Below are 16,364 nucleotides of genomic sequence, written 5' to 3' on the forward strand. Positions count from 1 at the left end.
TTCTCAGCATGAATGAGGTACTTTCTCAAGATGAATGAGAAACTTTCTCGCCGAACAAATGCTTTGGCTAAACCTGGCGCAATGCCTCGCTGCTTAAAACTCCTTAAATATTGCTCACCTTTATAATATAATCCTTATCTTTGTATCGAAATCGAAATGTGGAAAGATTTGAGTAGCTTGCAACCACAGAAAAAAATGCTAAAACAACATTCCTTTCTGTGCCGTCCGCATATCTCTACTCATTTGACTTCCCGATTATAAAACTTAATTCTCAATTAAATGAGTTATTTATTCACATCCGAATCGGTGTCCGAAGGACACCCCGACAAAGTGGCCGATCAAATATCGGACGCTGTACTGGACGAGCTGTTGGCATACGACCCCAGCTCCAAGGTAGCTTGCGAAACCCTGGTAACTACCGGACAGGTAGTACTGGCTGGAGAAGTGAAATCCGAAGCCTATGTAGACCTCCAAGAAGTAGCCCGCCAAGTAATCAAGCGCATTGGTTACACCAAAGGCGAGTACATGTTCGAAGGAAACTCTTGCGGTGTTTTCTCTGCCATACACGAGCAGAGCGCAGATATTAACCGCGGTGTAGAGCGCAAAGATCCTATGGAACAAGGCGCAGGCGACCAAGGTATGATGTTCGGTTACGCAACCAACGAAACCGAAAACTACATGCCACTCTCACTCGATCTCTCGCACCGCATTCTGCAAGTTCTGGCAGACATCCGCCGCGAAGAAAAAGTGATGACCTATCTGCGTCCCGATGCCAAGAGCCAGGTGACGATCGAATATGACGACAGCGGTAAACCGGTACGTATAGACACCATCGTAGTCTCTACCCAGCACGATGACTTTATCCAACCCGCCGACGATTCGGTAGAAGCCCAGTTGAAAGCAGATGAAGAAATGCTGGCCGTTATCCGCAAAGACGTCATTGACATCCTGATGCCCCGCGTTATTGCTTCAATCAATCACCCCGAAGTATTGGCGTTGTTCAATGATCAGATCACGTACCACGTCAATCCAACCGGCAAATTCGTAATCGGTGGTCCTCACGGCGATACCGGGCTGACCGGCCGTAAAATCATCGTAGATACTTACGGCGGCAAAGGCGCTCATGGCGGTGGAGCTTTCTCGGGCAAAGACCCTAGCAAGGTAGACCGCAGCGCAGCATATGCCGTACGCCATATCGCCAAAAACCTTGTAGCCGCCGGTGTGGCCGACGAGATACTGGTGCAGGTATCATACGCCATCGGCGTAGCCCGCCCTATCAACATCTATGTGAACACCTACGGACGTAGCTGTGTAACATTGAGCGACGGCGATATCGCCCGGAAGATCGAAGAACTATTCGATCTTCGTCCCAAAGCGATCGAAGACCGCTTGAAACTGCGTAACCCGATTTACAGCGAAACAGCTGCCTACGGACACATGGGCCGCGAACCCCGTACCGTAACCAAACGTTTCAGCTCCCGCTATCAGGCAGATAAAGTGCTGGAGGTAGAACTCTTCACCTGGGAAAAACTGGATTATGTAGACAAGGTGAAAGCCGCCTTTGGTTTGTAATCAGCGTAGCTTTACAGCTATTTATTATAGAAAGGCCATACTCCACAAAATGGAAGTCTGGCCTTTCTTCTTTATGAATTTTGAAACACAGATTAACGCAGATTCTCACAGATTATTATATTATCAAATTAATCTGTGAGAATCTGCGTTTCAAAATCAATAATCCTCTTCCTGTTGCGAGAATCCCTAAAGTTTCCGTATTTTTGTACTTCTAAAAACCATACTCCGATGAACAACATACAATCCGTCTGCGTATACTGCGCTTCAAGTACAAAAATAGATAAAGCATACTTCGATGCCGCCGAAGAATTGGGGCACCTTTTAGGCGAAAAACACATTCGTTTAATCAACGGAGCCGGAAGTATGGGTCTGATGCGTACCGTATCTGATGCCACCCTCGCAGCAGGCGGCGAAGTGACCGGTGTTATCCCCCGGTTTATGGTAGAGCAAGGCTGGCAACACAATGGGCTGACCGAACTGATAGAAGTAGAAGACATGCACGAGCGCAAGCAAACAATGGCCACTCTGAGCGATGCTGTTATTGCCCTGCCCGGAGGCATTGGTACGCTCGAAGAACTGCTGGAAATCATTACCTGGAAACAGCTCGGGCTTTACCTGAACCCCATTGTCATTCTCAACATAAACGGCTATTTTGATCTCCTTCTCGATATGCTGGAAAAGGCCATAGACGAAAACTTCATGCGCCGCCAGCATGGCGATATCTGGATGGTGGCAAATACTCCGGCAGACGCCATTGAAGCTATACATAACACACCGGTATGGGATGAATCTATCCGTAAATTTGCGGCAATATGATGAATATTCCTATTCCCTATACCCCGAAAGCTGACGATGGCATTGCAATTATCCTGCTATGCTGCTTCTTCCTTTCCGCTTTTGTGCTGGCAAAGACCAAGAAGTTCCTCTGGCAACAGGGTAATAACTTTATTCTACATAAAGACAGGACCAGCATCTTCTCCTCGTCAACCGCAACTGATGTCCACTATTTGTTATTGTTGGTACTACAAACATGCATTCTTTCGGGGATATGTTTCTTCAATTATTTTGATAATGACAACCCGCTTTTGGTGCAACAAATTCATCCCTATTTGTTACTAGGAACCTACACAGGTGTCTGTCTTGTTTATATTATTTTGAAGTGGTTAATGTACTCCTTTCTGGGGTGGGTTTTCCTTGACCGGGGAGTCACCGACATGTGGCTGGAGTCCTATTCTACTATCATTTACTATCTTGGATTCGCCCTTTTCCCCTTTGTTCTCTTCCTTGTATATTTCGACTTAAACACCGATATAATGGTCATAATCGGCCTCGGTTTCATAATTTTAGCTAAATTATTGATTTTCTACAAATGGTTAAAGTTTTTTTTCAATAATATCTATGGGCTTCTGCTATTAATTTTGTACTTTTGTGCCCTTGAAATTATACCCTGTTTTATATATTATCAGGTGTTGATCAAGATCAATAGTTTATTGTTATTAAAAATTTAGGAAGTTGAAAATTAAAAAAGTACTAGTGTCACAGCCAAAGCCTGCGTCCGAGAAATCTCCTTATTACGATATCGCAGAGAAATACGGAGTAAAAATAAATTTCCGCCCTTTCATTAAGGTTGAGGCTCTTCCTGCAAAAGAGTTCAGACAACAAAAAATCACGATCCTGGATCATACCGCCGTTATCTTTACGTCGCGTCATGCCATTGATCATTTTTTCAATCTGTGTACTGAGATGCGCATTACGATCCCTGAAACCATGAAGTATTTTTGTGTGACAGAGGCAGTGGCGCTTTACATACAGAAGTATGTGCAATATCGCAAACGCAAGATATTCTTCGGGCAAACCGGAAAGATCGAAGATCTGGCTCCAGCTATCACCAAACATAGTGGAGAAACATTCCTGACTCCAATGTCTGATGTGCACAACGACGATGTGAAGAATCTGCTGGACAAGTTGAAGGTGAAACATAACGAAGTGGTTATGTATCGTACCGTAAGCAATGATTTTGGTCAGGACGAAGAATTCGATTATGATATGTTGGTGTTCTTTAGCCCTGCCGGAGTAACATCGCTACAAAAGAATTTCCCCGACTTTGATCAAAAAGATATAAAGATCGGTACTTTCGGATCGACCACTGCACAAGCCGTTCGCGATGCAGGATTACGTCTGGATCTTGAAGCTCCTACCGTACAGGCTCCCTCTATGACAGCCGCGCTCGATATGTTTATTAAGGAAAACAACAAGGAAAAATAAACAAAGAGGTTTAAAAACGAATTAACGGTTAGTGGTTAGCTTGGGAGTTGATTACTAACCGTTTTTTAGTTTTCTCAACGATATGGATAAAAACACGCTGTGTAAAGCCGAACGACTCTGTAGTAAAATACAGATAGAAAAACTGTTTGCCGGTGGATCGAAGTCTTTCTCGGTCTATCCGCTACGTGTAGTATTCATGCCTATGGAAAAGACGGAAGGAAGTTTGGCCTCCATATTAATAAGCGTCCCCAAGAAGCGCTTTAAGCGAGCGGTAAAACGCAACCGTGTGAAACGTCAGATCCGAGAGGCTTATCGTAAGAACAAACATGAACTTCTGCACTTCCTCGATGAGAAAGCGGAGGGAATGGCCGTCGCTTTTATCTATCTGTCCGATGAACTGGTCTTGACGGACGAAATAGAGAAGAAAATGAAAGTACTGCTGGCGCGAATCATAGAGAAGTCAGTATGAAAAGGCTGATATCCTACATATTGCTTGCGCCAATTTACTTCTACCGGGCGTGTATCTCACCTCTTACGCCTCCATCCTGTAGGTTCACTCCTACTTGCTCTCAGTATGCCATAGAAGCGATTAAGAAGCATGGGCCGTTTAAGGGACTCTATTTGGCAGTTCGAAGGATTTTGCGTTGCCATCCCTGGGGTGGCTCAGGCTATGACCCGGTACCCTAAAGGGTAATACTTGTAGGGGCGATTCGCGAACCGTCCAATATACAGGAAACCATTTCCGGGCGCTTCACGATGCGCCCCTACAGCGATATCAAAACTATATGGAATTATTAGATATACATACGCATCATCTTTCAACTGAACCAGGGCAGGCTATACAAAACGTTTTCCCTGCGGACTTTGCACCCCGGCCTAATCAATATTATTCAGTGGGGTATCATCCTTGGTATCTATCTAAAGACGGTTCAGAAGATTGGCAATTATTGAATGAAATCATAGCAAATCCTCAAGTTCTGGCTGTAGGTGAAGCAGGTCTGGATAAAGTAACCGAGGTAGACTATTCAATACAACATATCGCTTTTGAACGGCAAGTCGCAATGGCTATCCAAGTTCATAAACCACTTGTTATCCATTGCGTGCGCAGCTACAACGAGGTTGTGGAACTGAAGAAAGCGCTAAAGCCTACCAACCCTTGGATCATTCATGGTTTCCGTGGAAAGAAAGAACTGGCTAAGCAGTTGACCGATCATGGTATATATCTTTCTTACGGTTTCAAATTCCAGGAAGAAGCCCTTCGTACTACCCCATTGAATATGTTATTCCTGGAAACGGATGAGAGCGATCTGGATATTCATCTCCTATACCAACAGGTTGCCGATCATTTATCTCTTTCTGTCAGTGAATTAACAGAAAGGGTGCAGGAAAACATCAGCAACGTCTTTTTTAGTAACAAGAGTTGCTTGTTCAAATAAAGAGTCGTACTTTTGTACACACCCCTTAAGGGGCATAGTATTTTAATTTAATAATTTAAAAACTCGCAGCGGCACGTTGCCGCTATCATTCGATGAATTTTGTAGAAGAATTAAGATGGAGGGGCATGGTTCAAGACATGATGCCCGGAACTGAAGAGAAGTTACAAAAAGGAATGACTTCCGCTTATGTAGGAATTGACCCTACAGCCGATTCATTACATATCGGCCATTTGGTGAGTGTAATGATGCTAAAGCACTTTCAACGCGCAGGACACCGTCCTATTGCTTTGATCGGTGGTGCTACCGGTATGATTGGTGATCCTTCAATGAAGTCGGCCGAACGTAACTTATTGGACGAAGCAACTCTCCGTCACAACCAGGACAGTATCGGAAAGCAGTTGGCGAAGTTTCTGGACTTTGATTCAGACGCTCCTAACGCCGCTAAGTTGGTGAACAACTACGACTGGATGAAGGGTTATTCCTTCCTGGAATTTATTCGTGACATTGGGAAGCACCTGACCGTCAATTACATGATGGCTAAAGACTCGGTTAAGAAGCGTCTTAGCGGTGAGTCAAGTACTGGACTTTCTTTTACTGAATTTTCTTATCAACTCCTGCAAGGATACGACTACCTGTATTTGTATCAAAACGAAGGTGTACGCCTGCAAATGGGTGGTTCCGATCAATGGGGTAACATTACTACCGGTACGGAATTAATCCGCCGTAAGTTGGGTAGCGAAGCCGAGGCTTATGCGCTGGTATGCCCATTGATCACAAAGGCCGATGGTGGCAAGTTTGGTAAGACAGAAACAGGAAATGTATGGTTAGACCGTCGTTATACTTCTCCATATAAGTTCTATCAATTCTGGTTGAATGTAAGCGATGCCGATGCCGCTAAATATATCCGCATATTCACTGCTTTAAGCCAGGAAGAGATTCAGGCTATTGAAGAAGAACAGGCTGCTGCTCCTCACATGCGTGCTTTGCAGAAGAGACTGGCAAAAGAGATCACCGTAATGGTGCATTCGGTGGAAGATTATGAAGCAGCTGTAGAAGCATCCAATATCCTTTTTGGTAATGCAACTTCTGATGCGTTGAAGAAACTGGACGAAGATACCTTACTGGCAGTATTCGAAGGCGTGCCTCAATTTGAGGTATCAAAAGATGCTTTGGTTGCTGGGATAAAAGCCGTCGACTTGTTCGTTGAAAATGCTGCCGTATTCCCATCGAAAGGTGAGATGCGTAAGCTGGTTCAAGGTGGTGGCGTATCTATGAATAAAGAAAAGCTGGAAGCCTTTGAACAGGTAGTTACAACTGCCGATTTACTAAACGATAAGTATCTGTTAGTGCAAAGAGGCAAGAAAAACTATTATTTGATTATCGCCAAATAAAAAAGTAAGCTAAATATTTGCAAATGTATAGATAGAACCTTATCTTTGCACCGCTTTTTAACGAAAGCGCCATCAGTTTGTCTCATGGTGTAATGGTAGCACAACAGTTTTTGGTTCTGTTTGTCTAGGTTCGAATCCTGGTGAGACAACAAGAAGAAAAGTCCTTAAGAATGAATGTTCTTGAGGACTTTTTTGTTAAACACAAACTGAATTGAAAGAATAATTAATTCTATGCTGCCTTCAATGTCCACCCCCTGCCCCCGCCAGCGGGGGATACCTTGCAGAGACACTGTGTAGCGCAGCCTATCCCCCGCTGGCGGGGGCAGGGGGTGGATGGTTGAGATAACGTATAACCAGACAAAAAGGGTGTGAAACTCTATAAAGGATATTGTTTATACAATGATTAGCAGCCTATTTTTCTACTTGATCCCTTGTTTGAATCATCCTAATCCCATATATTTGTTCATTATTGGTATGGAAAGGGAGACAATGGCATCAGATGAAAATAGAAATAGTTTTGAGGAAGTATATATATCTTATTTCTCAAAAATGAAGCATTTTGCCAGGGAGTATGTGGTTTCTGATGAAGATGCAGAGAATATAGTCCAGGATGTTTTTCTTGAGTTATGGGAGAGGAAAGAGCTGTTGAACATGCCAATAAACCTGATAGCCTACCTTTTTACTGCAATAAAGAACAGATGCATTGATCTGTTGCGTCGTAAAGTTATGATCAGGGAAACTGCCGATAAATTGCAGGAAGAACACCTTCTTACTTTACGAATGAAATATTATTCTTTGGAGGCTTTTGACCAAAATCTTTTCCAGGAAAAAGATATAGAACAAATCCTTTCAGAGGCCATTAATAACCTTCCCGAAAAGTGCAGAGAGATCTTTGTGAAAAGCAAGATTGAGGGCAAGAAACAAAAAGAAATTGCAGCCGAACTAAATGTTTCGATTAACACGATCGAAACGCAAATGGGCATTGCTTATAAAAAGCTTAAAACAGAACTAAAAGACTATCTTCCTCTATTTATCTTCCTCATTAATCTGTAACAGGCAAAAAAACTTTGTTAGCCTTTAGCGGATTTTATCTTCTGATTCGTTTACCTAATAAATATAAGCAGAAGTATGAACGAACGTATTCAACAATACTTTCAGGGCACCCTGAACTCAACCGAAAGACTCGAACTCTTAAAAGAAATTGAGATGGATGATTCATTAAAAGAGCAATTCATTCAATTTCAAAACCTGTATGCGCTTATGCACATTTCTCCCCAGGCAGAGAATAGACTGGAGGGAGAAAAAGGATACAGCCGATTTATAAACAGGAGGAAGAAACATCTGTGGAGTAAACGAATGAAGTCGGTTATGAAATATGCTGCGGTTATTGCTCTGGCCATCTTTTCTACCTATTGGATAACCGATTACCTGTCCGTACAAGAACCTTTGCTGGCAGAAACCAATACGCTTTATGTACCGGCAGGACAACGGGCGCAGATAACCCTTCAGGATGGAACAACGGTATGGCTTAACGCACAGTCAACGATGACTTATCCTTCTCACTTTATGGGAGATGAAAGAAGAGTTTCTATTAGTGGGGAGGCTTATTTCAATGTAGCCAGGAACGAGCGTAACCCATTTATCGTATCTGCATCGGATATAGAAATGAAAGTATTGGGAACCGAGTTTAATGTCTACTGTTATCCGGACGCGGAAGTGATTCAGACGAGCCTCATCAGCGGTTCGGTCAAAGTTTCTAAGCTGAACCAACCCCATTCGGGCGTCATATTGAAACCCAATGAGCAGATCACAATTAAGGGAAATCAGATGCAGGTTAACACCATCAAACAGCAGGATGCCTTTCTTTGGAAAGAAGGTATATATTCTTTCGAAGATGAAAGGTTGGAACAGATCATGAAGAAACTGGAACTATATTATGATGTAACTATCGTTATAAAGAATGAATCTTTGAAGAACCGCAAGTACACCTGTAAGTTCCGTCAGCGCGACAGTATAGATGAGATCCTGGAGATTATTTGTAGAATTCACCGCTTTAAAGTAGTAAGAGACAGAGAAAAGAATATAATAACCATAAGCTAAATGGCCATAAGCAGAGTGGAAACAAAAGAATGTTGAACCTTAAAAACAGATACTATGATAAGAGAAACATGAAGAAAAATATAAAGTAAGCGACAGATGCACCACCATCTGTCGCCGAATGAAAAGTAAACACGAGAATTAATTTAGTATTCACTTTACAAAGCAAAGATATGAAAAAAAAACCTTTGTTAAGACTCTTTGTTGCATCAAATGAATGTGTTAGAGATTATTTTAGAATCATGAAAATATCGCTTTTCCTATTATTTACTTGCGCGTTTCAACTGATGGCTATTACCTCCGAAGCGCAGAATGCAATGATATCGATAAAAACGAACCCTCTCACTGTTGGACAGTTAATATCAGAGATTGAAAAGCAAACCGACTATCTGGTGGTGTACAGCACCCAGGAGGTCGACATCAATCGGAATATCCATGTAAGGAAAACCTCTGATAAAGTCGCAACCTATCTGGATGAAGCATTCAATGAAACCCCTATCGGATATGAGTTCAGGAAAGACTATATCTTGCTCACCACTTCCAAGAATCTTCTCTCGGCCGACAACAGGCAGCAAGTACCCCAAATAACGGGCGTTGTGGTTGATGAAAAAGGCGAGCCTGTTATCGGGGCAAATGTGAGTGTGATAGGCGAGAATGTGGGTTCTATTACGGACCTGAACGGATACTTTGCTCTTCAATCCCAACAGGGCAAGACCTTGCAGGTTTCTTTTATTGGATATGTCACCCAAAAAGTAACGGTCAAAGGTACACAGCTACAGATCGTACTTATAGAAGACAATAAAACGCTGGACGAGGTTGTCGTAGTGGGATATGGTACACAAAAGAAAGTAAACCTTACCGGAGCAGTCGGCATTGTAGCCTCTCATGATCTGACTATTAAGCCGGTGGGACAGACCTCTGCTGCTTTGCAAGGTGTAGTTCCGGGTATGACGATTACACAGCGTTCGGGAGAACCGGGCAATGACAGTGGGTCGATCAGAATCCGTGGTATCGGAACCTTAAGCGATGCTAACCCATTGGTGCTGATTGACGGAATTGAAGGTTCAATCAACAATGTCGATCCGAATACCATTGAATCTATTTCTGTATTAAAGGATGCGGCTTCAGCTTCCATCTATGGTTCGCGTGCGGCAAATGGTGTACTTCTTGTCACTACCAAACGAGGTAAAGAAGGAAAGTTCTCTATCTCTTACAGCAACTACCTGGGATGGCAGGAGCCAACCAATCTGCCCGATCTGGTAGATGCAATAGATTATATGGAACTGTTGAATACGGCTTATAGTAATGTAGGTCGCCAGCCGTTATACAGTGATGAGCTAATTGGCGAATACAGAAAACAGAATGGAGTAAGTTCAGACTTGTATCCGAATACAGACTGGCAGAAGCTGACTCTGACAAAGTCGGGCTTCCAGCAGAATCATTTCCTGAATGTATCGGGCGGAACAGATAGATTAAAGATGTTCACTTCGATTGGATACTTCTCTCAGGATGGTTTAATTGAGAATTCCAGCTTTGACCGCCTCAACATACGCAACAATATGGACTGGCAGCTGACTTCTAAACTGAAAGCCAAGGTAGACCTTCAGTTTACGAACACCAAGAGAATTAACCCGTCTTCGGGTGCAGCAAATATTTTCCAATGGATGAATAGTATCCCTGCCAATCAGATTGCTGTAAACTCCGATGGTAGCTGGGGTGTGGGATGGAGTGGTATAAATCCGGTGGCCCGTGCCAAAGAGGGTGGAGAATCTGTAGGTAAAACAACCTGGGGCAGCGCCAATGCTTCTCTTATTTATTCTCCTTTTTCCTGGCTGACAGGGGAAGTGAACGTAGCACCCAAATACACAGTTACGGGTTCCCATAATCTGACTAAAGCCATTCAGACTTATTTGCCCGATGGTACTCCAAGCTATATGAGTCCGGTGAAAAGTGAACTGACCGATTCCAGCCGCAAAACGCTGAATAATAATGTAAGGGCAACGGTTACGGCAGAAAAGGAATTCGGTAAACACGACTTTAAGGCTCTTCTCGGGGCTTCACAAGAGGAATATAAGTCGGATGTGTTCAGCGCTTACCGGGATTCCATAGATGTGAATTATCCGGTATTGAATACCGGTTCGGCTAAAAACCAAACGGTAAGCGGAAATGCAGAGAAGTGGGTACTTCGCTCATTCTTTGCGAGGGTTAATTATAACTACAAGCAGAAGTATCTGTTTGAGTTCAACGTCAGGCACGATGGTTCATCCCGCTTTGCAAAAGGCAACAAGTGGGCTACCTTCCCTTCCATGTCTGCCGGATGGCGTATATCGGAAGAGAGTTTCATGAAACCCCTGAAAGAATCTTTCCTGGACGATTTAAAGATCAGAGTTTCCTGGGGGAAGCTGGGTAACCAAAGCATTGGCACTACCTACTATCCTTTTACCACTCAAATGGGATTCGGGGTTACGGCCATGGATGGCAATGTGGTTAATACATCCCGCTTCGGTACCATGCCGAACAGCGAGATTAAATGGGAAACCACAGAAACAACCGATGTGGGTCTGGACTTCACGCTTTTCGGTAAATTGAATGTTACAGCCGATTATTATTATAAAAAAACAAGCGATATCCTGTTGAGTCTGCCCATTCCACATACCATAGGGCTAAACCCGCCGATTCAGAATGCCGGAGTTGTAGAAAACAAGGGTTGGGAGCTGAGTATCGGGTATAGAGACAGGATTGGCGATTTCGCTTATAACGTAAATTTCAACCTGAGCGACGTCAAGAATAAGATTCTCGATTATAAAGGACAAGATGAAACCGGCTTCATTGCCAACAGAGAAGGGTACCCCATTGGGTCTTTATACGGATATATAGCCGAAGGTTATTTCCAGAGCGACGATGAGGTGGCGAACGCTCCGAAGCAATTCGGAACGGTTAAAGCCGGTGACATTAAGTATAAGAACATGAACGACGACGACAAGATCGACAGTTCGGACAAGGTTGTTATCGGTAGTACCATTCCGCGTTACACGTTCGGTATGAACCTGGGAGGAAGTTATAAAGGTTTCGATTGCTCCATGTTCTTCCAGGGTGTGGGTAAGGCCGATGGTTATCTGGATGGTGCGGGAATTATTCCGTTTGTAAACGGTGGAGGCGTTGGTGGTACGGTTCTGGAAAGCTTCAAAGATTACTGGACGGAAGATAACCGAAGTGCGGCTTACCCAAGGCTTACGTTTAATGAAACAAACAACAGTCAGAACTCTACTTTCTGGTTGAAGGACGCTTCGTATCTACGCCTGAAGAATCTACAGATAGGATATACTCTTCCTGCTGTTATCACCAAGAAGGCAGGCATCAGCAAGTTGAGAATCTTTGCCAATGGAACAAACCTGTTTACTCTGGATAAGTTCTGGGATGGCTATAATGTAGAATCTCCAATCGGGTCTGTGGTCTTTTATCCCCAGGTAAAGGTTTATAGTTTTGGAGTTGAGGTTAATTTTTAATGTTCTATTTCAATACGTATACAATGAAAAATATTACATACATAATTGCAGGCACCTTGCTGATTTTGATCGCAGCCTGTAGCAGCTTGGATCAATATCCTTTGAATGGTCCGTCATCTGATACCTATTTAACCAATGAGTCGGAATTGAAGGAGGCATTATACGAAATATATGATGCTAATTCCTACGAAGGTCCTAACTCCACCCGAATGGCGCATAATATCGTTCTCGATGCACTTTCCGATATTGGCTTCGAGCGCAACAGCAGTGGTATACCCGCCTTTGTTTTAGGAAATGCCAACCCGAACAACACCTATTCCAGAGATATGTGGAAGTCGGCATACGTAGTAATCAGCCGGTGCAATTATCTGCTTACCAATATGCACCGGGCAGAGAACAATGTAAATCCGAAAACCTATGGGGAGATTGCTGCCCAGGCACGTGTAGTCAGGGCATATACGTACATCACGCTGACTGAGCTTTGGGGCGACGTACCTTTGGTGACTACGATGATCAACCTGTCCGAGTCTATCATGCCGAGAACACCCAAATCGGAAGTTTGCGATTTTATCCTGAAAGAACTGGACGAGGCCGCTGCCGTACTTCCTGATGATTATGCAGGTACCGGGCAGGTATCGGCGTCTACCGCTTTAGCGCTCAAAGCCCGCGCGGCGTTATATAATAAAAGATGGGATGTAGCCATTCAGGCGGCAAAAGCAGTGATGGATATGGGAGTCCATGAACTGCACAACGACTTTGCAGAGTTGTTTATGTATGCCGGCGCCGGTTCTAAAGAAATCCTCTGGTCTTTCCAGTATCTGAAATCGGCAAAGAAAGTGCATGGAACCTGCCGTAATTTTGGTTCCAGGAATGGACAAGGGCACTCCAATAAAGTTCCTTCCCAATCATTGGTCGATGCATACCAGTGTACAGACGGTAAGGATATTGATAAATCGTCCTTGTACGATCCTAAGAAACCGTTTGAGAATAGGGACCCCCGAATGGCATATACGCTGGCGCTTCCCGGTTCAATCTTTATGGGCTATCAGTTCGAAACGCATAAAGACAGCGTAAACTGCTGGAATTATAGAGGAGCAACCCCCACGAGAGTGAAGAATGAAGATGCAACCAATGCGTACGCCACGTTTACCGGATATTGCTGGAGGAAGTATGTTGATCCGCTGGATTATGCCAACCCTGTCGATTCGGAGCTTAACCAAATCGCTATCCGATATGCTGAGGTGCTGTTAATATACGCCGAGGCTAAGATTGAGGCCAATCAGATTGACGAATCTGTATCTGCCGCCATCAATGAGGTAAGACAAAGGCCAACGGTAAACATGCCTGCCCTGCCTTCGGGACTGAATCAGTCGCAACTCCGTTCGGCCGTCCGCAAAGAGCGGTTGTATGAGTTTGCTGGTGAGGGTTTGCGCCTGTTCGACATTCGTCGGTGGAGAATTGCAGAGTATGCAATTAACGGACCTTTCTATGGAAGGGTTCCCAAAGGATATCTGCAATCGGCTCCACAGATTGACGAGAACGGCATACCCGATTATTCGAATGTTCCGAATAAAGATGAGATGCGCGTGGTTGAGGTTCGTAAGTTTGTGAAAGAAGACGACCGCGATTACCTGTGGCCAATACCGGAAAGAGAAATGTCTGCAAACCCTGCACTGGTACAGAACCCGGGTTTCTGAGCTAACCTACCGGGAGTATAAGCGTAAAGGACTTAACTTATACTCCTGTTGTGGTTAACTTAAGCACTTATTAAAGCTCATTTAGTTCGTCCCACAGCTGCGGGACGAATAGCCCCCAATTGAGGGCCGAATAGCCCGCATCTGTGGGACGATCAGCCCGCAGCTGCGGGACGAACTAAATGAATCGCTACAAGAGGTTAATTGCAGCGTAAAAAGTGATAAAGAAAGACGCTTCTTTGCAATAAAGGAACTGTTTCATCCATCGCAAGATACCTGCAATCGTTTTTTAACACCATTATTTTAACTCCAAAAGTATGAAGAAACTGATCTTGTATATACTACTCACCGTAGTATATATCATCCCCTCTGTTGTCCATGCCCAGCAGCCATTGGCGTCGTACATTGACCCATTCATCGGTACATCCAATGACCACGGGCAAACCGACCCGTCGGCCAATGTGCCTTTCGGGATGATAAAACCCGGTCCGGACACCAAACCCGGCGGACAGTCGGGTTACAATTTCCTGGCCGATGCCATCAGCGGGTTTTCACAAACCAGAGTATCCGGTGTGGGCTGTACCGGCGCGGGAGGAAATCTGCGGCTACTTCCTTTTATCGACACCACCGGCGGCATTGAAAAAATAGACAAAAGCACCGAGGTGGCACAAGCCGGATATTACAGTGTAAAGCTAATGAACGGAATAAAGGCAGAGATCACTGCCAGCCGCACGTCTGCTATTTATCATTTTACCTATCCCGCGGCGAAGAAGGCAGGGCTGAGCCTTGACCTCACTTCGGCACTGGCCACGTTTAAGGAAGAAAACCATGAATTCGTCGGCAATAATACCATTCAAGGATGGGTACAGGCCACAAACACCTGCGATATGGGTATGTACACCTTCTACTATCACATAGAAATAAACAAAGACGAAGTAGAAGTTACGGAAGATAACGGACGCGTTTGCTGGAACTTCCCCTCGGGCAAGAACGAAACTGTGATGGTAAAGATTGGATTATCTACAGTTAGCCAACAGCATGCGAAGGAGAATAAAGCGATAGAAATCGGAGGAAAAACCTTCGCTCAGGTAAGAGAAGCCGCCACCGAAAGCTGGGAACAGGCACTCCGTGCCATCCGGGTCGAAACAACGGACGGTGAACTGAAGAAGTCTTTCTATACCCGCATGTACCATGCCTGCCAGACTCCATTCAACATAACCGATTGCGATGCGCAATACCGGGGTAGCGACGGGCGGGTATATTATACAGCCGGAAACTACTACCACGGTTGGTCTATATGGGACACCTTCCGTACCAAAGAACCCCTGATGAGCCTCATTTATCCCGACAAATACAGGGACATGATGTTTTCATTGGCCAAATTGTACCGGCAAGGCAAGGCAGATTGGGCTACGGATACGGAACCATTCCCCACCGTCCGCACGGAACACTCCATCATCCTACTGCTGGATGCGCTCCGGAAGGGGTTAATCAGCAAAGAAACCATCGAACTTGTATTCGACCGGATACTCGCCGAAGCAGAAAATATCCCATTCAATTCTCCCGACAAAATGTTGGAAAGATGTTACGACCTTTGGGCCATATCGCAAATAGCCCGTGAGCTTAACCTACCTGTCGTTGCGCAGAAATTCCTGAATCAGTCCGGAGAGTACCGTCCGGTATGGAATGATAAATTCAAACTCATGGGCCCCTCGGCAGATATTATGCACGGCGATGGCCTATACGAAGGTACCCTGTGGCAGTACCGTTGGTTTGTTCCGCACGATTTAGATTGGCTGATCAATGCCATCGGAAGCAAAGAAAAGACGATAGCCGAACTGGATTATTTCTTTCAGAACCATCTCTTCAATATCGGCAACCAACCCGACATTCATGTTCCGTACCTGTATTACAACCTCGGGCAACCCTGGAAAGCGCAAAAGCTGGTACGGGATATCCTGCTGGAACCAACCGTCAATTGTTACGGTACGCACGACAAATGGAAAAAACCCTACGTCGGTAAAGTATTCAAAACAACCCCCGACGGGTATTTAAAAGAAATGGATGATGATGCCGGAACGATGTCTTCCTGGTTTATCCTGTCATCCATCGGGCTATACCCCGTCTGTTCCGGTACTCCATATTATTGGATATCATCTCCGGTCTTTGACTCGGTAACCATACAATTAAATACCGGAAAGACCTTTCGGATGATAGCCGTAAAGGAATCTGGTGAAGACACATACATACAATCCGCCAGCTTAAATGGAAAAATGATAGAGAACAGTTGGATAAGTTACGAAGAGATCATGGCGGGAGGAGAATTAATAATTCAGTTAGGCGCACACCCAAACAAGGAATGGGGCGCAGAAGTCAGGTTAAATCAATAGGTATTCAGACAAT

13 protein-coding genes and 1 tRNA gene are annotated in these 16,364 nt (G+C 44.5%); all 14 read left to right on the top strand.

The window, feature by feature from the left end; all coding sequences use genetic code 11:
• Window positions 1-279 precede the first annotated feature (279 nt).
• The 14 genes from metK to D0T87_RS01690 all read left to right on the top strand — a co-directional run bounded on the left by metK (window position 280) and on the right by D0T87_RS01690 (window position 16,351).
• Entirely contained in the window at window positions 280-1,572 is a 1,293-nt protein-coding gene (gene metK / locus D0T87_RS01625; protein WP_163172166.1) for a methionine adenosyltransferase, read from the top strand.
• Between the two features lie 228 nt (window positions 1,573-1,800).
• Window positions 1,801-2,388, top strand: coding sequence for a TIGR00730 family Rossman fold protein (locus tag D0T87_RS01630; RefSeq protein WP_163172168.1), 588 nt, complete (start codon window positions 1,801-1,803; stop codon window positions 2,386-2,388).
• The gene (locus D0T87_RS01635) at window positions 2,385-3,080 is read left to right on the top strand and encodes a DUF4271 domain-containing protein (RefSeq protein WP_163172170.1); all 696 of its coding nucleotides are present in this window, start codon (window positions 2,385-2,387) and stop codon (window positions 3,078-3,080) included. The genes D0T87_RS01630 and D0T87_RS01635 overlap by 4 nt, the downstream gene beginning before the upstream one ends.
• Window positions 3,081-3,084: 4 nt before the next feature.
• Window positions 3,085-3,837 (top strand): uroporphyrinogen-III synthase, encoded by a 753-nt coding sequence (locus D0T87_RS01640; RefSeq protein WP_163172172.1) that lies wholly within the window; start codon window positions 3,085-3,087, stop codon window positions 3,835-3,837.
• Between the two features lie 82 nt (window positions 3,838-3,919).
• Window positions 3,920-4,306 (top strand): ribonuclease P protein component, encoded by a 387-nt coding sequence (gene rnpA / locus D0T87_RS01645; protein ID WP_163172174.1) that lies wholly within the window; start codon window positions 3,920-3,922, stop codon window positions 4,304-4,306.
• The gene (yidD, locus tag D0T87_RS01650; RefSeq protein ID WP_163172176.1) at window positions 4,303-4,524 is read left to right on the top strand and encodes a membrane protein insertion efficiency factor YidD; all 222 of its coding nucleotides are present in this window, start codon (window positions 4,303-4,305) and stop codon (window positions 4,522-4,524) included. Before rnpA ends, yidD begins: the two co-directional genes overlap by 4 nt.
• Window positions 4,525-4,622: 98 nt before the next feature.
• The gene (locus D0T87_RS01655; protein WP_163172178.1) at window positions 4,623-5,273 is read left to right on the top strand and encodes a TatD family hydrolase; all 651 of its coding nucleotides are present in this window, start codon (window positions 4,623-4,625) and stop codon (window positions 5,271-5,273) included.
• A gap of 92 nt (window positions 5,274-5,365) precedes the next feature.
• The gene (gene tyrS / locus D0T87_RS01660) at window positions 5,366-6,664 is read left to right on the top strand and encodes a tyrosine--tRNA ligase (RefSeq protein ID WP_163172180.1); all 1,299 of its coding nucleotides are present in this window, start codon (window positions 5,366-5,368) and stop codon (window positions 6,662-6,664) included.
• 78 nt (window positions 6,665-6,742) lie between these two features.
• Window positions 6,743-6,813, top strand: a tRNA-Gln gene (locus D0T87_RS01665).
• Window positions 6,814-7,138: 325 nt separating this feature from the next.
• The gene (locus D0T87_RS01670; RefSeq protein ID WP_239063409.1) at window positions 7,139-7,717 is read left to right on the top strand and encodes an RNA polymerase sigma-70 factor; all 579 of its coding nucleotides are present in this window, start codon (window positions 7,139-7,141) and stop codon (window positions 7,715-7,717) included.
• A gap of 75 nt (window positions 7,718-7,792) precedes the next feature.
• Window positions 7,793-8,764 carry a FecR family protein gene (locus tag D0T87_RS01675; protein ID WP_163172182.1) on the top strand — a complete coding sequence of 324 codons (972 nt, stop codon included), beginning with the start codon at window positions 7,793-7,795 and terminating at the stop codon, window positions 8,762-8,764.
• 239 nt (window positions 8,765-9,003) lie between these two features.
• Window positions 9,004-12,267 carry a TonB-dependent receptor gene (locus tag D0T87_RS01680; RefSeq protein WP_163172184.1) on the top strand — a complete coding sequence of 1,088 codons (3,264 nt, stop codon included), beginning with the start codon at window positions 9,004-9,006 and terminating at the stop codon, window positions 12,265-12,267.
• A 23-nt stretch (window positions 12,268-12,290) separates the two neighbouring features.
• Entirely contained in the window at window positions 12,291-13,964 is a 1,674-nt protein-coding gene (locus D0T87_RS01685; protein WP_163172186.1) for a RagB/SusD family nutrient uptake outer membrane protein, read from the top strand.
• A gap of 314 nt (window positions 13,965-14,278) precedes the next feature.
• Complete coding sequence (locus D0T87_RS01690) at window positions 14,279-16,351, top strand: glycoside hydrolase domain-containing protein (protein ID WP_239063410.1); 2,073 nt, start codon at window positions 14,279-14,281, stop codon at window positions 16,349-16,351.
• The last annotated feature ends 13 nt before the right edge of the window (window positions 16,352-16,364 follow it).

It is taken from the genome of Bacteroides sp. 51 (assembly GCF_010500965.1).
Lineage (GTDB): Bacteria > Bacteroidota > Bacteroidia > Bacteroidales > Bacteroidaceae > Bacteroides.